The 17,605-nt window shown below is 64.9% G+C and carries 20 protein-coding genes and 1 tRNA gene; 9 read left to right on the top strand and 12 right to left on the bottom strand.

All coding sequences use genetic code 11. The features are described from left to right. Positions 1-70: 70 nt before the first annotated feature. The 3 genes from ACIA12_RS33050 to ACIA12_RS33040 all read left to right on the top strand — a co-directional run bounded on the left by ACIA12_RS33050 (position 71) and on the right by ACIA12_RS33040 (position 3,410). Positions 71-1,066, top strand: coding sequence for a type IV toxin-antitoxin system AbiEi family antitoxin (locus ACIA12_RS33050; protein WP_396371142.1), 996 nt, complete (start codon positions 71-73; stop codon positions 1,064-1,066). Continuing rightward, the gene (locus ACIA12_RS33045; RefSeq protein WP_396371141.1) at positions 1,053-1,883 is read left to right on the top strand and encodes a hypothetical protein; all 831 of its coding nucleotides are present in this window, start codon (positions 1,053-1,055) and stop codon (positions 1,881-1,883) included. Before ACIA12_RS33050 ends, ACIA12_RS33045 begins: the two co-directional genes overlap by 14 nt. A gap of 219 nt (positions 1,884-2,102) precedes the next feature. Then, positions 2,103-3,410: an NAD(P)/FAD-dependent oxidoreductase gene (locus ACIA12_RS33040; RefSeq protein WP_396371140.1), complete on the top strand. Its 1,308-nt coding sequence runs from the start codon at positions 2,103-2,105 to the stop codon at positions 3,408-3,410. 12 nt (positions 3,411-3,422) lie between these two features. Here the strand turns inward: ACIA12_RS33040 and ACIA12_RS33035 are convergent, their stop codons facing one another. The 3 genes from ACIA12_RS33035 to ACIA12_RS33025 all read right to left on the bottom strand — a co-directional run bounded on the left by ACIA12_RS33035 (position 3,423) and on the right by ACIA12_RS33025 (position 7,645). Further along, complete coding sequence (locus ACIA12_RS33035; protein ID WP_396371139.1) at positions 3,423-5,771, bottom strand: GH92 family glycosyl hydrolase; 2,349 nt, start codon at positions 5,769-5,771, stop codon at positions 3,423-3,425. An 87-nt stretch (positions 5,772-5,858) separates the two neighbouring features. Continuing rightward, entirely contained in the window at positions 5,859-6,524 is a 666-nt protein-coding gene (locus tag ACIA12_RS33030) for a response regulator transcription factor (RefSeq protein ID WP_343973357.1), read from the bottom strand. Continuing rightward, positions 6,521-7,645, bottom strand: coding sequence for a sensor histidine kinase (locus ACIA12_RS33025; RefSeq protein WP_396371138.1), 1,125 nt, complete (start codon positions 7,643-7,645; stop codon positions 6,521-6,523). The genes ACIA12_RS33030 and ACIA12_RS33025 overlap by 4 nt, the downstream gene beginning before the upstream one ends. Positions 7,646-7,748: 103 nt before the next feature. Here ACIA12_RS33025 and ACIA12_RS33020 point away from each other — a divergent pair, with 103 nt between their 5' ends. From ACIA12_RS33020 to ACIA12_RS33005, 4 genes are all read left to right on the top strand, one after another. After that, a complete protein-coding gene (locus ACIA12_RS33020) occupies positions 7,749-8,255 on the top strand; it encodes an ACT domain-containing protein (protein ID WP_363830559.1) in 507 nt (168 codons plus the stop codon). 32 nt (positions 8,256-8,287) lie between these two features. Next, positions 8,288-8,827 (top strand): peptide deformylase, encoded by a 540-nt coding sequence (locus ACIA12_RS33015; RefSeq protein ID WP_396371137.1) that lies wholly within the window; start codon positions 8,288-8,290, stop codon positions 8,825-8,827. A gap of 455 nt (positions 8,828-9,282) precedes the next feature. Continuing rightward, positions 9,283-9,363 (top strand) — tRNA-Leu (locus ACIA12_RS33010). Between the two features lie 32 nt (positions 9,364-9,395). After that, positions 9,396-10,112, top strand: a complete 717-nt coding sequence (locus ACIA12_RS33005; protein WP_396371136.1) for a TIGR02391 family protein — start codon at positions 9,396-9,398, stop codon at positions 10,110-10,112. Between the two features lie 485 nt (positions 10,113-10,597). Here ACIA12_RS33005 and ACIA12_RS33000 read toward each other — a convergent pair whose 3' ends face one another. Next, the gene (locus ACIA12_RS33000; protein ID WP_396371135.1) at positions 10,598-11,170 is read right to left on the bottom strand and encodes a hypothetical protein; all 573 of its coding nucleotides are present in this window, start codon (positions 11,168-11,170) and stop codon (positions 10,598-10,600) included. A 582-nt stretch (positions 11,171-11,752) separates the two neighbouring features. Here ACIA12_RS33000 and ACIA12_RS32995 point away from each other — a divergent pair. After that, complete coding sequence (locus ACIA12_RS32995) at positions 11,753-12,223, top strand: hypothetical protein (protein WP_396371134.1); 471 nt, start codon at positions 11,753-11,755, stop codon at positions 12,221-12,223. A gap of 93 nt (positions 12,224-12,316) precedes the next feature. On the opposite strand, the gene ACIA12_RS32990 is transcribed toward ACIA12_RS32995, so the two are convergent. The 8 genes from ACIA12_RS32990 to ACIA12_RS32955 form a co-directional block, all read right to left on the bottom strand. After that, the gene (locus ACIA12_RS32990) at positions 12,317-12,757 is read right to left on the bottom strand and encodes an Imm1 family immunity protein (protein ID WP_396371133.1); all 441 of its coding nucleotides are present in this window, start codon (positions 12,755-12,757) and stop codon (positions 12,317-12,319) included. Beyond that, positions 12,754-13,386, bottom strand: coding sequence for a DddA-like double-stranded DNA deaminase toxin (locus ACIA12_RS32985; protein ID WP_396371132.1), 633 nt, complete (start codon positions 13,384-13,386; stop codon positions 12,754-12,756). Before ACIA12_RS32985 ends, ACIA12_RS32990 begins: the two co-directional genes overlap by 4 nt. A gap of 167 nt (positions 13,387-13,553) precedes the next feature. Next, complete coding sequence (locus tag ACIA12_RS32980) at positions 13,554-13,814, bottom strand: hypothetical protein (protein ID WP_396371131.1); 261 nt, start codon at positions 13,812-13,814, stop codon at positions 13,554-13,556. 86 nt (positions 13,815-13,900) lie between these two features. After that, positions 13,901-14,242, bottom strand: a complete 342-nt coding sequence (locus ACIA12_RS32975; RefSeq protein ID WP_396371130.1) for a hypothetical protein — start codon at positions 14,240-14,242, stop codon at positions 13,901-13,903. A 105-nt stretch (positions 14,243-14,347) separates the two neighbouring features. Beyond that, positions 14,348-15,091 (bottom strand): GntR family transcriptional regulator, encoded by a 744-nt coding sequence (locus ACIA12_RS32970; protein ID WP_396371129.1) that lies wholly within the window; start codon positions 15,089-15,091, stop codon positions 14,348-14,350. A gap of 71 nt (positions 15,092-15,162) precedes the next feature. Further along, on the bottom strand, positions 15,163-15,351 hold the full coding sequence (locus tag ACIA12_RS32965; RefSeq protein ID WP_396371128.1) for a hypothetical protein: 189 nt from the start codon (positions 15,349-15,351) through the stop codon (positions 15,163-15,165). Between the two features lie 2 nt (positions 15,352-15,353). Further along, a complete protein-coding gene (locus ACIA12_RS32960; RefSeq protein WP_396371127.1) occupies positions 15,354-16,196 on the bottom strand; it encodes a phosphoribosylaminoimidazolesuccinocarboxamide synthase in 843 nt (280 codons plus the stop codon). A 34-nt stretch (positions 16,197-16,230) separates the two neighbouring features. Further along, entirely contained in the window at positions 16,231-16,803 is a 573-nt protein-coding gene (locus ACIA12_RS32955) for a pyridoxamine 5'-phosphate oxidase family protein (RefSeq protein ID WP_396371126.1), read from the bottom strand. Positions 16,804-16,941: 138 nt separating this feature from the next. Between ACIA12_RS32955 and ACIA12_RS32950 the strand changes: the two genes are divergently transcribed. Continuing rightward, positions 16,942-17,583 carry a hypothetical protein gene (locus tag ACIA12_RS32950; protein WP_396371125.1) on the top strand — a complete coding sequence of 214 codons (642 nt, stop codon included), beginning with the start codon at positions 16,942-16,944 and terminating at the stop codon, positions 17,581-17,583. Positions 17,584-17,605: the final 22 nt, after the last annotated feature.

Here is a 17,605-nt window from a genome sequence, read left to right as displayed (position 1 = left end):
AATGATGTTCAATCGGCGATCATGTTCAGCTATATTGAACGCGAGGCGAGATTGAACGGAGTGAGTTCAGGTGGAACCGCAAATCGCTTCGCTCCTCAGTGAGCAAGTGGACGCAATCGGGTTGGAGATCGACGGCCCCACCTTGCCTGAGCTGCTCGCGTCCGATGGAGCCGTGCAAGGTGAGATCCGGCGGCATAATGCCCGGGCCGACTACTGGCTGGCCTATCGGCGCGACATGACCTTCACCGAGATCGTTCAGCTGAGACGCTGGGCAGCGGACCGCCCCTTGCTGGTGCTCGGTGAGCGGATTACTGAACGATCCGCGAATGCGCTGAGAGAGGCGGATGTCCAGTACCTCGACAGTGCGGGTAACGCCTACATCGCGTTCGAGGACGTGTTGATCGACATCAGAGGGCGTCGCAGCTCAGTGCCCCTTTCCAGGTCGTCCGTACCGGCGCGATCTACCAACTTGTTCAGTCCCCGTCGGGCCCGGGTGGTTTTCGCATTGGTGACGTGGCCTGCTCTTGTACGGGCAAGCGTTCGGGAGCTCGCCGCGGTCGCGAGAGTTTCGTCTGGTCTCACGCATGACTGCCTCGACCTGCTGGAACGGAATGGCTACTTGAGCTCCGGCCGGCAACGGGAGCTCCGCGATGGCGAAGAACTGCTGGACCATTGGACCGCTGCCTATCCGTCAGGGCTGGCGCCGACCCTGAGGCTGGGCGAATTCTCTGGCGATATCGATGAAGTACGACCTGCTCGTCCGGATCAGCCGATCTTCGTCAGCGGTGAGTCGGCGGTGCCGCGCATGATCCGGCCGGTTTCGTTGACACTCTACGTAGATGTTCTGGATCCGATGCTGGCGATTCGCAACCGCTGGCGTTCGGATGAGCAACCCAACATCGTCGTCAGGCAGAAGTTCTGGACGGACCCTGGGGTGCCCGAGGAGTTGCCGGACGGCAAGTTGCTGGTGCCGTGGACGCTGGCGTACGCCGATCTGATGGCGACTGGTGAGTCACGTCAACGAGAAGCGGCTCACCAGTTGAGAGCGGACCTTGCTGAGTTTTGAAGGCATTGATGTCAGGCAGCTCGACCTGGCCCGCGTGGTGGTCGAGGAGATTCTGGAGCTGGGCGACATCGACCCGGCCGAGATCATGATTGTGGGGGCATCGTGTCGAGATGTTCTCCATGCCGGTCAAGGACACAGCTTCTCCTTGCGGGCGACGACGGATGTGGATGTCGCCATTGCTCTGCCCGCATGGGCGCCGTTCGAAGAGTTGGTCCAGCAGCTGAGGCCGGCTGGTGACAACGGGATCCGGTATCTGGTGCGGGACATCAAGGTCGATCTCATGCCATTCGGTGAGGTGGAGGATCCAGTTGGCTCGGTACTGCCTGTGCGGCGGGACGAGCACATGGATGTCTTCGCCTTCCGTGAAGTGTTCGACGGATCGCTGACGCTCCCACTTGGGGCGGAACTCAGCGTTCGAATCCCAGATCCAGCTGGGTACTGCGCACTGAAGATGTCGGCCTGGGCCAATCGCAGCCTGGTCAACGAATTCCGGGACGGCGCCGACATTGCTGCGGCAATGTACTGGTACCTCGAATCGCCTGTGGTCGAGGATCGGTTGTACAACACTGACGAAGGCATCGCGATCTTGCTGGCAACAGAGGTGGATCGGCTGCTGGCCTCCGCAGAGCTGCTGGGGCGGGATGTGGCTGTGAAGATCGGCCCGGAGCGCACGCGAGAACTGAAGGCTCGGTGGCCGGCCTCGGTCCGAAGCCGACTGGCGGGCGAGCTCGGTGACGAAACGATTCCCGGCTGGACTGCGGAGTGGAGCAGGCGTGAGGCGGCCATCGAACGACTGTGCGCCGGCCTTTGGGGCTGATCGGCCGGCCGGTCGGCCCGTGAACTTGCGGTTGTGTTACCGGGGTAGTTGTCGCTAGGTCCGGGCGGGTGCAGGCTGCAGAGTAGGGGACAGAGAACCCTCGGACGGGGGATTTCCGGTGGGTGAGATCACTCTGGAGATGGCTTGTGAAAGTTTTCACGAGCCGGGTATCCTGAAGTGGACATGAAGTTCGAACAGCACTCAGGGAGAGTGAAGGCAATGGCAGCCCAGGTACCGCACATCCTCGTCGTCGGAGGCGGTTACGTCGGGATGTACACGGCGTACGGCCTGCGCAAGGCCGCCCGCAGGGGCAAGATCCGGGTCACCGTGGTCGACCCCCGTTCGGTGATGACGTACCAGCCGTTCCTGCCCGAGGCCGCGGCCGGCTCGGTGGAGCCGCGGCACGTGGTGGTGCCGCTGCGCAAGACGCTGAAGGGCTGCCGGGTGGTCACCGGCCGCGTGGTCGGCGTCGACCACGAGCGCAAGGTCGCCCAGGTGATGCCCGAGGAGGGTCCTGACTACGAGCTCGCGTACGACCAGATCGTGATCGCGATCGGCTCGATCGCCCGGACGCTGCCGATCCCGGGGCTGGCCGAGGAGGCCACCGGGTTCAAGAACGTCGAAGAGGCGATCGCCCTGCGCAACAAGGTGCTCGACCGGCTCGACGTCGCGTCGTCGCAGCCCGACCCGGCGCTGCGCAAGTCCGCGCTCACCTTCGTCTTCGTCGGCGGCGGGTACGCCGGGATCGAGGCGTTCGCCGAGCTCGAGGACATGGCCCGCTACGCCACCCGGTACTACGACAACATCACGCCCGACGACATGCGCTGGGTGCTCGTCGAGGCCACCAATCGGATCCTGCCCGAGGTCGGCCCCGAGCTCGGTCAGTACACGGTCGAGCAGCTCCGCAAGCGCAACATGGACATCAAGCTCGAGACCCGGCTGGAGTCCTGCGAGAAGGGCCATGTCGTGCTGAGCGACGGCGAGGAGTTCGACTCCGACACCATCGTCTGGACGGCCGGCGTGAAGGCCAACCCGGCGCTGGTTCAGACCGGCTTCCCGCTGGACGAGCGCGGCCGGGTCAAGTGCCTGGCCAACCTGCGGATCGAAGGGGCCAGCGACGCCTGGTCCGCCGGCGACAACGCCGCAGTACCGGACCTGACGTCGGAGACCGGCGCGTACTGCGCCCCGAACGCGCAGCACGCCGTCCGGCAGGCCAACCGCCTGGCGGCGAACATCCTCCGCGTCGTCGACGGTCAGCCGCCGCAGGACTACAAGCACAAGTACGTCGGCTCGGTCGCGAGCCTCGGCCTGCACAAGGGCGTCGCCCAGCTGTACGGCGTGAAGGTCAAGGGCTGGCCGGCCTGGTTCCTGCACCGGACGTACCACGTGTCCCGCGTCCCCACCTTCAACCGCAAGGCCCGGGTGATCCTGGACTGGACGCTGGCGTTGTTCTTCCGGCGCGAGGTCACCAGCCTCGGCAGCCTGCAGACTCCGAACGAGGAGTTCCGCAGGGCTACCGACAGCTAGTCCCAGACTGTTTCAGTGGTCGATGGGAGCGGTGCCCCAGCTCGTGGGCGTCGCTCCCATCTGCACGTTGATCCGCCCGCCGCCGGTGATGAACGACTCCGGCAGCCACGACTCGGTCCGCGGCTTGCCGTTGAGAGCCAGCGCATCGACGTACTGGTTGGCATCTGACGTCTGCGGCGCCTCAATGGTCAGCCGAACCTTGTTGCTTCTTCGAAGCTCGACCTTCGGGAACAGCGGACTGCCCACCAGCAACTCGGCCCGCCCAGGCGTCTGCGGGAAGAGCCCGATGGCGGCGAACACGTACCAGGCCGAGAGCGTCCCCAGATCGTCATTACCCGGCAGCCCCGACGGCCCGGTGCCGTAGACGGTGTCCACGATCTCGCGCGTCGTCGCCTGCGTCTTCCACGCGACGCCGAGCCCGTTGTAGAGCCACGGCGTGTGCAACCCCGGCTCGTTGGTCGGGTCATACCGCAGCGCACTGCCGCCCTTGACCGCCCAGTTGCCCGCGGCGTCGTGGAAGAAGCCGTCCAGCCTGGTGACCGCATCGCCGCCCATCACCGCGCCAAGGCCGGAGACATCCTGCGGCACCATCCACGTGTACGTCGCGCTGGAACCCTGCGCGAATCCCACATCGGTCGACGGCGTGAACCCAGGCTGCCAAGTCCCATCCGCCTTGCGCGCTCGCTGATAGCCGACTTCCGGGTCGTAGGTATTCTTCCACCAGGTACCACGATCTGCGAGATCTTGGGTGTCCTTGCCGAGCCGGGATCCCCACTGGGCAAGGGAGAAGTCGGCCAGCGAGTTCTCCAGCGTCTCCGCGGCTCCACCCCAACAGTGGCAAGCGTCCTGCGGGGCATAGTGCTTTGCCAGGTATGTGTTGAGCGCCGGTCGCTGCCCGGTGCATTGCCCTGGGCAGCCGCCATCGTTCTCGGCATCGGCGTTCTGCACCGTCGCCTGGTGTACCAAGGAGTCGTAGGCGCCCTCGGCATCGAAGTTCGTGACGCCCATCGCCGCGAAGGTCGCCAGCGTCGGCGCCGCCGGATCGCCGGTCATCACGTGCGTGGGGCCGTTGTTGTGCAGCCAGCGGTCCCAGATGCCCTTGTTTTGTTGGGAAAACTGGTACATCGACTGCGCGAAGTCACCCGCGATCTCCGGCTTCAGCAATGCGAGCAGCTGGATGTGCGCCCGATACTGGTCCCAGCCCGAGAAGGTCCCGTACTGCGCCTGCTGACCCGGCGCGAGCTCGTGGATCTGCTGGTCGCTGCCGAGGTACTTGCCGTCGACGTCGTTGAACACGTTCGGCTGCAGGAGTACGTGGTACAGGGCAGTGTAGAAGGTGCTGCGCTGGGCGTCGCTGCCGCCGGTGATCCGGATGTTCTGCAGCTCGTTCTTCCAGGTCTTGTAGCCATCGTTGGCGATCCGGTTGACGGTCGCGTCCGGCCGGACCTCGGCGGCGAGGTTCTCCTCAGCGCCTTGCGGGCTCACGTACGAGATGCCGATCCGCATCTTGACCTTGGCGCCGGGGGTGAAGCTGACGTAACCGCCCGAGCCCTTGCCCGCCCGGTCGGCGCCGGTCGCGTAGCCCTCGCCACCCGTGGTCTGGGTGCCGCCCGGGGTGATCGTGTCGTCCTTCCAGGTGCCGGTGGCAACGACCGGTTGGTCGAAGGAGGCGGTGAAGTAGAGGCGGTAGTAGGTCTTCCGGTTGTTCGTACCACCGTTGGCGCGACGTCCGCAGAAGGCGCCGGTCAGGACGGAGCCGGTCACCTTGCGGTTGGCCGCGTCGATGGTGATCTCGGCGTCCTGGCTGCCGTTGAGCGAGTTCGACGTACGGAACAGCAGGTTCGGCTGACCGTCTTGGGGGAAGCTGAAGTCGCCGACGCCGGCGCGGGTGGTGACGGCGAGGTCGGACTCGACGCCGTTCGCGAGCTTGACGGTGTACCGGCCGGGCTTGGCGATTTCGTCGGTGTGGCTGAAGTCGCTGGCGTACTTCGCGTCTTTGGTGTCGGCGGTCGGCGAGGTGTCGACGGTACCGACGTACGGCATGATCGGGATGTCGCCGGCCGCGCCCGGGTTGCAGCCGGCGCCGCTGAGGTGGGTGAGGGAGAAGCCGCGCACCCGCGTCACGTCGTACTGGTAGCCGTTGGCCGCACCGGTGCTGGTCTGGTCGCCGCGAGTGCTTGTGGGACTCCACGAGATCATGCCGAACGGGCGGACCGCTCCCGGCCAGGTCGTTCCGTCGCGGGCGGAGCCGACCAGCGGATCGACGTACGCGGCCGGGTCCGTGACGACTTGGTCCACGGCCTGGGCTGGCAGGGCGGGGAGCAGCAGGGCTAGGGCTAGACCTCCGACGAGCAGGCGCATTTGAAACCTTCCAAGGGCGGACGAAACCCCTAGAGGCTAATGCGAATCAGGTCGTTGTGGTTGTCCGCGCGGGTGAAGGCTCGGTGATCAGCGGGTGTCGTCGAGGAGGCCGGCGTCGTGGACGAGGAGGGCGATCTGGACGCGGTTGTTCAGGTCGAGCTTGGTGAGGATGCGGGAGACATGCGTCTTCACCGTGGGGATGCTGAGGTACAGGGTCGCGCTGATCTCGGCGTTCGACTTGCCCTCGCCGACGGCGACGGCGATGTCGCGTTCGCGGTCGTTGAGGTCCTTGAGACGTTCGGCCGCCTTGCTCTTGCGCTGGTCCTGGCCGGAGGCGGCGACGCGGGTGATCAGCCGTTTCGTGACGCCTGGCGAGAGGACCGGCTGGCCGCCGGCGATCCGGCGTACGGACTCGACGATCTCGGCCGGTGGGGTGTCCTTGAGGATGAAGCCCGCGGCGCCCGCGCGGAGCGCGCGGAGTACGTGCTCGTCGGCGTCGAACGTGGTCAGGATGACGACCTCGGGTGCGCCGGGACGCCTGCGGATGGACTCGGTCGCGGTCAGGCCGTCCGTGTTCGGCATCCGGATGTCCATCAGCACGACGTCGGGGGAGAGCTTGTCGATCAGGCTCTGTACGCCGCTGCCGTCGCCCGCCTCGCCGACCACGCGGATGTCCGGCGCGCCGCCGAGCATCAGCTGCAGCCCGGCGCGCAGCAGCGGGTCGTCGTCCACGATCAGCACCCGAATGGTCATGCGGGCCACGGTAGCCAAGCGGCGAGGCGGAATTCGCCGTCGGGGGTACGGCCGTGTTCGAGCCGGCCGTCGACGAGCTGGGCGCGTTCGGTCAGGCCGATCAGGCCCTGGCCGTCGCCTTTGCGTGCTTGGCCGGCCGGGTTGTGGAGCTCGACCGTGAGGCCGTTGCCCGGGGCGCCGATCACCTTGATCTTCACCGGCTCGCCCGGGGCGTGCTTGAGGGCGTTGGTGAGGCCTTCCTGGACGATCCGGTACGCCGTTCTGCCGACGTGCTCGGGGAGGTTGCCGGGGGCATCGAGTTCGAGGTCTACGGGGAGGCCTGCTTTTCGTGAGTCGTCGACCAGGGCCGGGAGGTCAGCGAAGCTTGGCTGGGGGAGTTCGCCGACCGGGGCTCGTAGTACGCCGATCACCTCTCTGAGGTCCTGGAGAGCCTGGTGGGCGCTGGCCCGGATGATCTCGGCGGCGCTGGCTACTTCCTTGGGGTTGGCATCTGGGCGGTAGGCGAGGGCGCCGGCGTGCACGCTGAGCAGGGAGAGGCGGTGGCCCAGTACGTCGTGCATCTCGCGGGCGATCTCCTCGCGGGCTCTCAGTTGGCCGCGCTCAGCCTGTAAGAGTGCCATCGCCTCGGCACGGTCGGCCCGGTCGCGGAGGGTCTGGAGGAGCTGGCGGCGGGAACGGAGGTACAGGCCCCAGCCGGCCAGGGCGCAGTAGATCAGGATCGCCCAGAGAGCGGTTTGCTGGATGGACTCTGGTTTGTGCCGGATTGCGAGGTAGATGGCCAGGCTGACCGTGTTGACGCCGAAGATCACCAGCGTCGTCCGGAACGGCCGGTAGATCGCCACCGTGAGGATGATCATCAGGGTCGCGCCGGCGGCGGCGTCCGAGAAGGCCGAGATCGCGGCCGCCACGATCGCCAGCTGGACCGGCCAGCGGCGCCGGAACCACAGCGTCAGGCACAACGCCAGGCCGAGGACGAAGTCCAGGTCGTGCAGCCACTCGGGGATCGGGTCTTTCCGCCCGCTGTCGTACGAGACCAGGCTGATCAGGATCGCGAGGACGAAGCTCAGGCTGTCGACCACCCAGTCCCGGGCGCTGCGTCGAGGACCTTCTGAACCCGCCATGGGTCGAATCTAGCGGCGTTTTTCCGGTTTTCGGGGTCGTCGGTGGCGTCCGCATACCGAAGTTTGACCGGGTAAAGACTTTGGTCCGGGTAAGTTTCCGCCCATGAGTCAGCTCGCAGTCACCGTCATCGGCCCGGACCGCCCGGGCATCATCGCCGACGTCACCGAGGCCCTCGCCCAGACCGGCGTCAACCTCGAGGACTCGACGATGACGCTCCTGCGCGGCCACTTCGCGATGATGATCGTCTGCTCCGGGTCGTTCCCGGAGGTACGCGAGGCCCTGGAGCCGTTGCGCGGCGAACTCGTCATCACCGTCCGCGAAATGGGCCCGGAACACGCCCACGCCCCGATCGGTGCCCCTTTCATCTTGAGCGTGCACGGCGCCGACCGCCCCGGCATCGTCTCCGCCGTGACCCGGATGATCGCCAGCGTCGGCGGCACGATCACCGACCAGACGACGCGCCTGAGCGGCTCCCTGTACGTCCTCACCGCCGAGGTGGAGCTGCCCGCTGGCGCCGAACTCGGCATGCTCCAGCGAGCCCTGGAAATCACCGCCGAGGAACTCGGCGTCGGAGTCACCCTCCGCCCCGCCGAAAGCGACGATCTGTGAGCTCTCCAGTGACTGCGCATTTGAATCAGACGGTGGCCAGCTGGAGCCCCGCCCAACTGGGCCTGGCTGGCGACGTACTGGAAGTAGTCCGAGCCCCCCACCCCGTACTAGCCACCGAAGGCGCCCCTGTCGACCCGCTCGACCCCGTAATGCTCGCCCTGGCAGCCGACCTCGTAGCCACCATGCGCGTCTCACCCGGCTGCGTAGGCCTAGCCGCCCCTCAGGTCGGGGTAGCCGCCCAGATGTTCGCCCTGGACGTCACCGGCCACCCCAAAACCCGCACCTGCCACGGCGTCTTCGTCCTCTGCAACGCAGTCATCGTCGAAGCCACCCGCCAGGAAAAGGCCCGCGAGGGTTGTATGTCCGTCCCCGACCTGACCGGCGACGTAAAACGAGCCACCCGCCTGACCCTCACCGGAACCCTCCCCGGCACCACGACCGAACTCACCATCACCACCGACGCCTTCGAAGCCCGAGCCCTCCAACACGAAATAGACCACTGCTCCGGCGCCCTATTCCTAGACCGAGTAGCCGGCGCCCACGCCATCTACCCCCGCAAGGTCTACCTGTAAGGCAGCCGTGCCTCTCCCACCTACCCACCCCAAGGCGGGGCTGGAGCGTGGGGTCAGATGACTGTGGCTTCCCCGCCCGCCCGCCCCTGCGGGTTGGGATGTTGGGTCAGGCGGCTGTGGCTTCCCCGCCCGCCCAGCCCCAGGCGGGGTTGGGGTGTGGGGTGAGGTGGCTGTGGCTTTCCCGCCCGCCCAGCCCGAGGCGGTGTTGGTGTGTGGGGTGAGGTGGGTGTGGTTTCCCCGCCCACCCGCCCCTGCGGGGTTGGGGTGAGGGGTCAGGCGGCTATGGCTTACCCGCCCACCCACCGCCGTGCCCGAACATCAAGACCCCACGAACTGTCTTCGTCTGCTGACTCAACCCGTGCACAGGGGGATGTCCGCACATACCAACCCCACCTCACCCGCTTACCCTGTGTCCGTGACCAGGATCTACTTGTAAGGTGCTCCTTTGGTCGCAGGCCCGGGTGGCGGAACGGCAGACGCAGCGAGCTTAAACCTCGCAGCCGAAAGGCATACGGGTTCGAATCCCGTCCCGGGCACAACCGCCTCTGACCTGCGCTTATTCTGAGTGGTGGACACCGCCTGGATGCAGGAGAAGCTGAAGTACTACCTCGTCCTTGTCAAGCAGTACGACATGGCTTACGAGCGCGCAGGGTATGAGTGGAACTCGGACTGCGAGGCATTCAACAACGAAGCGGGGATGCTGCTGCCCACCATCGAGCAGATACTCAAAGTGCTCGGTGTGATGCCGTCGGAAGACCTCACCACTCTGGCGTACGGCGGCGGGGGCAAATCCGCTACTGCGGTGAGGCGGGCCCTCGGGACACTGCGCGACCGTGATGAGTGGGCGGTACGACTCGCACCACAAGCCCCCACATTTGCCGCTGATCAATTCCATCCCTGGGTGTGGCAAGCCGCCGCCGTCTTCTGGGACGCAGGTCAACCTGCGGCTGCCGTAGAGGCTGGATCAAAGTCGCTCACGGCACGCATTCAACAGAAGTCAGGATCTAGCCTGGTTGATCGTGAGCTTGCGGCGGACGTCTTCTCTTCGAAAGCCAGTAGTAGCAATCGAGTGCGCCTCTGGCTGCCGGGTGACCGTTCGACCGACATGTGGCGATCAAGGCAGGACGGGTTACACAACCTTGCCATCGGGGCCTATGCGGGCATTCGAAATGTGGCCGCACATTCTCATCAGCCAGGTTGGTCAGACCACGAAGCGATGGAGTACCTAGCCGTGCTGTCCACAGTCGCCCGGTGGGCAGACGAGACCGAGATAACCTCGCCGTAGTAGGACTGCCTCAGTCGGCTATCCCGTTGGCCTGACAAGTTTCTCTACGTCTTCAAGACGGGCCCCTCCAGGGCCCGAAAGCGCGCCGCCACCGCAAGACCGGGGGAGCGGGGCAGCCTCCGGCTCCTCGCCTAAGGGCTCGTCGGCCCCGCCCCCCCGTTGGCTTGGCGCGCACGTGCCAAAGGGTGCCGGTCGAAGACAGCAGAACTCGCCATCGAACGATCCGACACCCTGTCAGTGGTCGCGCCCGCAAATGCCGGCCACTCGTCGCGGTGGTCCAGGCGGTCTGCCGTCTCGCCTTGGTTACCGCATCGTCCCGCTAGCAATCATGGGAGGGATGGTCCGGCTCGGCCCGCGTCAAGGGCGCCTTCGGCGTCGCTCCGCGATCGAGCAAGCTCGCCTCTGGACCCGCACCGAACCGAACCTAAGGTCGGCAGCTATCGGGACGATGCGGCAGGACTGCCCGTGCGCTTGACACGTGACTGTCAAGTGTGGGTCGTGAGACGCGTGACGCGGCTAACGACAATTCCTGACGGCTCCTGCCGCACCTCAGCCTCGTACTGATGATGTTCGTCTTCGTAGGTGAACATATACCCGGCAGGGTTGAGCGTGTCTGCCTCTTTGACTATGTGCAATGCATCTCTTGAGACAGTCTGATAAGCCATCACGATAGCGTGGGTAGCCGCCCATCCAGCGCTCTCGCGGTCAAGCGGCTCAGTCATCTCCTTTTTCCGGATTTCTGAGATCTTCCGCCGAACCTTTTCGCCTATGAGGCCCAAGCCTGCGACGAGCAGGTCATGCGGTAGCTCCTGCGCCATCTGGATCATGTATTCGATGGATGAAGCCGAAGCACCCCACGAGAAATCTGTATATTTCTTCTCAAGGACAAATGGTGGCGGCAATTCAGTCGGCCGAATGTACAACGACTTGACGTCATCTACGCTGATCGCTGTCGGAACTCGAAACACCCAGGCTTCGCGCGGCACTAAATCTTCGACGTAGAGATTATCAATGATGGCGAAGCAAACGCTGCTCTCTTCGACTTCAGTCTCGCTCACACTGCACCATAAGGGATCGTGTCTACCGACCGCGAGTGTCCGGAGGCTTCGGCGGTGGAAACCGTTTGTCGCTGCCCATTGAGCCACCAATAGAACAAGTGTTCGAGACGCGCTATTTGACGCGTACGTGTCAACAGTCGGTGGATCGTGGACAGCACGGCGTGAGCAATCACCGACTGCTGTACGGCAGCGAAGTACAGCAACCAAGGTGGCCAGCATGGTCTGCGCCGGTCGTTGGCCATCCAGTGGTCACGCTTGGATGGCTTGCTCTGGCCGTGGTGCCCCGAGTTCGCAACGAGGTGCAGGTAGTTGCAGCCGTAGTTGCAGTTCACCCGGATGCGCAGGCGTTCGCCGACGTGCAGCAGCCGGAGCAGGAGTCTGAGGTGAACTACAACGAACGCCCACGGCTGGGGGATGGGCGAACTTAAACCTCGCAGCCGAAAGGCATACGGGTTCGAATCCCGTCCCGGGCACCTCATCACATGCATCTAGCGCTTCATCACCGCCGAGGACAATTGTCCGAGAATCTCGAACCGTCGGTTCATGACGCCAGCCTCCGCAGGATCAGCCACACTTGACCTCGTGAACTGGTTGCTCCGAGCTCGACGAAGCCGGTGGTTGGTCCCGGTCTTCCTCGGGGTTGCCGCACTTGCATTGGCCGGCGGATTGATGGCCACGGTCGTGGATGAGTACGACGTACGAGCAATCCTGAAGAACAGCGGCCAGCAGGCGACCGTCACCGTGACCGAGGTGACCGCGTACAGCAGAACGAAGGAGTCACTTGCCGTTCGCGCGGCGCTGCCAGATGGCCGACTAGTCGATGTGGACTTCGCCGACAGCAATCAACTCGGCGCCACGGTCGGGGAGCCCGTCCAGGTCACAATCGACCCCAATGACATAAGCATCAGCATACCGACCGACCAGTTGAACAACGGACAATCCTTTGCGAGTGGATTAGTCGCAACAAGTGGCCTCCCCGTTCTGTTCGCTGTCGGGTGTTTCGTCTTCGCCTTCATCAGAGCCAAGGAAGCAGCCCATCGCACTGATAGGTAGGCGTGAGCTATCGCTGGACTGACCCTCCACCAGAGCACGGTCCGGACTCACAAGCAGCCGCCGCCTGCGCAGCTCGACTAGCTTGCTGGAACGTCAGGCAATGTCCTGGGGCCAGGGCTTCCATTCGACCGAGGTCGGACGACCGCCGCCTTTCGAGACGAACTCCTTGACCGCGGCTCGAATTGCCTCGACCGGCAACTGGGAGTCGGCAGGAAACTCACGGTCCTGCCCGGCGTAGTAGTACACCAGTTCGTCGTGGTCGCTCGGCTGGCCAGCTCCGTAGTACGTGCCCGACTCGTTCATATAGCGCAGACTGCCGAGGATGCCACCCGCGTTGTCGATGCCGATCAGAAGTTCATGGTCGGGTACACCTGCGGAGTTGAGCCGACCACCGACGTACACGGTGGCCGCCGAGTTCTCGTAGTCCTCGCCGAGCAGGTCGTCGACGAGTCGGTCAACATCGGCCTCTGTCGAGATCCGGACAGGCTGCTCATCGTGCTCGTGTCGAAAGTAGGCCTCGGCCGTCGCGGTCATGATGGATCCGACTCTCCTCTGTAGGTCTGCTCGAAATTATCTGGTCCGTGGACGATCAACTCAGCGCCGGGTGGCAGGAAGCGCTTGAGGAGTTGGTTGCAGCCGAGTCGCCCGGGACATGGCATCTTGTTCACGGCGATGACTGCCTTCTTGATTCCTTCACGTCGCATCTTCATGGCGAACTTCAGTTCGACGTCGGCGGCTGTAGCCAAGGTCCCGTGGTCGGGGATCAGTCCGAGTCGCTTCGCATGACCCAGAGCTGCCTCGAAGTCTTCCCCATGTCGGCCGCTGATCAGGTTCTGTACGACGCCGCTCTCGTTCTGCCAGGCACCCCTCGTCTTCTGTCGGTGGTTCGGGATCACACGCTGGACCGGGAGGGATGCGAGCAACTCCCCTCCGGTCAGGCGGCGGTGCCGATCGCGCTGAGCGTCAGGGGAATCGGTCGGAGAGCGGGTCTGATCGCCACTCGCACGCGGTGTGCGTTCGCTCGGTTCTCCGGATCTCCCGGCGGTACGATTCTCGGAGACCAGCTGCTCGGCCCAGTCGCGCGCCTTTGGTCGTACCTGGGCAAGGTACTGCGCTGCGTCCTCGCAGCGGCGGGCCGCCTCGGCCAGCTGAACTGCAACCATTCGGGCTGCCGGATGGTTGGCGATGTGGCTGACAAGGCCCGCGTTCTCCCGACACCTCTGAGCCATTCGATGTAGGTACTGGGCAACGCGAGGCGTCTCGTCGAGGCTGGCCAGCAGTGCCTGGGCTACTCGCTGGAGTTCGGAGGGCATCCGCGTGCCTGTGGATGCTAGATCTGGTCGGCATAGCTTCGGCAGCCTTGGGCGGCGATCTGGAGAGACTCAACTGCTTGTTCGAGCGAGCGCCCGGCCGCATCGAGGAGTTGAGAGATGTCGCGGTCGGCGCCAGTGGCTGAGCCGGCGATCAGGGCTTGAACCTGTGCGCCCGTCTGGCTGAACTTCTGTCTGAAGCCGCCAAGGCTTCCGGCGCCTTGTTGGGCTTCGGTTGTCAGTTGGTAGAGCTGAGCTTTGAGCCTTTGGATGTCGGACATGGGTGCCTCATCTGATTCGGTTGCTGTGGGCAACTGGAGCGGCAGGTGGACGCAGGGTGCTGGGCCCGGTGAGTCCACCCGCCGGATTATGGAGTCGCGTCGACGGGGGAGGCGACGAATACCTGGGCGCCGGTCGCCTGCTCGAAGGTGAGCTTGACGGCGAGCGGAGCGCCGAGGACGGCGAAGTGCAGCATGCTCGGGAGTACGACGGCTGTTGCCTGGTGCTGGCCGATGGCTTGGATGAGTGCTTCGAAGGCAGCGGGCGTCGACTCCCGCTGCTCCACGAAGACCGGCCCCATCGTGAAGCCCTCGATGGTGGCGTAGTGGGCAAGCCGCTCCTTGACGCCGATGAGTTCGTCCGAGGTCATCAGCAGGTGCTGCCGGATGTAGCCGAGAAGAAGGGGTTTCGTGCGATCCGTGTCGCTCATCGGGTACTCCAAAGATCGAGTGTTCTAGTTCAGAGACTAGAACACTCGAATAGAACGCACAAGGCCGTCGAGATCGGCTGTTCGGTAGTGCGGGTACGGGGCCGATCAGTCGCCGAGGCGGCCGCGGTAGGTGACTCGGCCGTAGGTGATGCTTTCGCCGTATTCGAGGACGTCGCCGGTGTCGTCGTAGATCCAGTTGCGTCCGACGAGGATGAGGTCGCCTTCTTCGAGAGCGAGTTCGGCTGCCTGCTCAGCGGTTGCAGTTGCCGGTTCGAACTGGTCTTGCCAGGCGTCGATCGTCCGCTTGAGGGCGCTGGCGATGTACGCGAAAGTTCCTTCGCGAATCCGCTCGGTGCTCAGCAGCAGCGGAGCGAGCTCGGCCAGATCGCCTTTGAAATAAGAGGTTGACGCGGAGATCGGCTTGTCGTCGGCGCGATAGGTGACTCGCACGCGACGGATCACGGTGCTTCCGGCTTTGAGGCCGAGTGCGTCGGCGACCTGCTCGCTCGCCTTGTCGAGCGCCGCGTGGGTGATTTTGGCGTACTGGCCGGTGGGGTAGACCTTGCCGGTACGCCGGGACTTGTCGACCCGGTCGTTCGCTGCCCGGCCGCGTTCGTCCTCAGTCGTGACGATGCTTCCGACGCCACGCTCGGGCCGGATGTACCCCTCGGCCCGCAAGCTGGTCAACGCGCGCTGCGCCGTCGCGATCGCCACTCCGTAGTCGCGCATCAGCGCTCGTACGGACGGCACGCGATCGCCGGCCTGCAGTTCACCGTTGGAGATCCGGGTACGGATCGCGTCGGCAATCTGCAGGTACGGCGGCGCGGGACGCACCAACTTCGGGGGCATGACAGAACCTCAGACTCTTCAATCGGTGTTCTAGAACACCGTCGAGCATAAGCAGAACCGCGCGCGAAGGTCTAGTAATCGTCCCGCGCGTTGACCCGGTCGATGCTCAACCCAGTCGCGGCAACGGATCTGGCGATCTCGACATCCGCCGGCTCCGGCTCCACGCCATGTTCCTTGGCGGCCAGCAACCGGTGGTGGACCTTCTGCAGCTCCAGTACTTCGCTCAGGCGGGCCTCTTGGATCTCTTCCCACGTCGCCATGGTCAGTCCCACTTCAGCCCGGTGATGCGCTCGTACATCGCGACGTAGCGAGCCCGAGTCTCATCGACGACCTCGGCCGGGATCTCCGGGCCCGGGGGAGTCTTGTCCCAGGTCCCCAAGTCGCGCGCCCAGTCACGTACGAACTGCTTGTCGAACGACACCTGCCGCTGCCCGGGCTTCCAGTCCTCGTCGCGCCAGTACCGCGACGAGTCCGAAGTCAGAACCTCGTCCGCGAGTACGAGCGTCCCGTCCTTCGCCAAGCCGAACTCGAACTTGGTGTCGGCCAGGTGAACCCCACGGCCTTCGGTGATCTTTGTCGCCCGCGTGAACAGCTCAAGCGTCTTGGCCTCGAGCGTCTTCGCCAGCTCCGGCCCAACAGCCTCCGAGACCTCCTCAAAGGTCATCGGCTCGTCATGCCCATCCTCGGGCGCCGTCTTCGTAGTCGGCGTGAAGACCGGCTGCGGCAGCTTGTCGCCCTCGCGCAGCCCCGGAGGAAGCGACACTCCGGAGATCTTCCCGGTCTCCTGATAGGCCTCCCACCCCAGCCCAGCAAGGTATCCACGAGCGATGCACTCGACCTGGATGATGTCGACCTGCTGCACCCGGACGGCCCGCCCCTCGAACTCGGCCGGTACGTCGGTAGCCGAGATCACGTGATTCGGCATCACGTCCTTGAGCTGGTCAAACCACCACAACGAGAGACTCGTCAGCAGCTTGCCCTTGTCAGGTACCGGCGTAGGCAACACCACGTCGTAGACCGACACCCGATCAGTCGCAACGAGGATCACCTCCCCGGGCCGATCGCTGTAAACATCCCGAACCTTGCCCCGATGAAGAAGCTCCACGCCACTGTTCTAGCACACCTGCTTCGGCCCCGCGTCACGCTGGTGATGGCCGCAGGAGATCGTGGTGGGTCTCGGGCTCGCCTACCGAGGTCGCCGACGTCCCGCGTCGGACAAACTCACGCCCGTCCGGCCAACGGGCGACGAATTGATCACCGGTGGCATCGTCGTAGCGGATGACGGTGATGTCTGTGACATCGACCGCGAACAGATGGAAATGGCCGGGCACAGGACGCCAGCCGAGGGCGTCTGTGACCGCGTCCGCGTAGCGACGCTGAATCGCGGCGTCGTCGGTCGGATCGGCGCGGCCGCGCACCTTGTACTCGCCCTCGCCGCCATCGCGGCTCGTGATCACACTGTGCACGAGGATCCGCGGGTCGCGCAGCAGGTCACGTGCCTTGGTCGACCCCCACATCATGGACAGCCAGAGATCGCCGTCCATCACATACGGCTCGACGGGGCTCAGCCGCGGCGTGCCGTCGCGCCGGGTCGTGGCAACCAGGACGACTCCCGGATCCAGCAGCCGTCGGTGCCCGAACTCGATCAGACGTGGCTGACGGGATTCGATCTCGGCCCAACGCATGGTGTCCTCCTCGGTAGACGCCGTCATCGCTCACCGTCCTACACCGGCCCACGGACATTCGCAGGCGTGACGGCACGCTTACCGCTGCCGAACGACGGCCCGTCCAGGGTTTGATCGTCCTCGGCGTGGGGGTCGTTGAGGGCACGGTTCCGATACCGTCTGGGTATGACTGGTTGGCAGAGTTTGCGGGTGGATCTGCGCCGGTTGTATGAGGAGTCACCGGGTGCGATCGTCGTCGGCCCAAGCCCCGACAGGGAGCGGCGTGAGCCGCCTTTCCACATCCAGTTGGCCGCCTGGGCAACCGACATCGCGGCCACGCTGAACGCCAAGTACGGGAGCCTCCTGGATCTAGAGGTCGGGGCAATGACCTTCCCGGCCAGACAGCTGTGGCTGAGCGCGGACCTGCCCCAGCTGCGCGGAGTACCCGCCGAATCCGCCGGCCTCGACGTGGAACCCCTGTCACCGTTGTCGGTGCGGACCGGCCGGTCCACGCACGAGGATGTGCTGGTAACCAATCGGACTGCGCATGAGCAGGTGCTCTTCACCCACGGTGCTCTGACCTCAGGGGTGACCGACAGTTCCGGCGGCATCGTCGGTCTGTACGTCGGCCCACTCCACGCGTCTCGCGTGGGCTTTGCGATCGAACCTCATCAGAGCCGCCCTGTGCCGGTTCTGATCGGAACAGCCTCGATGGTTCCCGACCTGGGGTACGCCGTACCGCCAGGACAATGGCGGCTAGTCATCGCCATGCGCACCGACAGCGGCACCATGCTGTCGCCGCTGCTGGACATCACCGTCACGCCGTAAACAGCACGCGCTCTTGCCAGCG

It is taken from the genome of Kribbella sp. NPDC051620, from assembly GCF_044453825.1.
Lineage (GTDB): Bacteria > Actinomycetota > Actinomycetes > Propionibacteriales > Kribbellaceae > Kribbella.
This window is presented reverse-complemented; position numbering and strand designations above follow the sequence as displayed.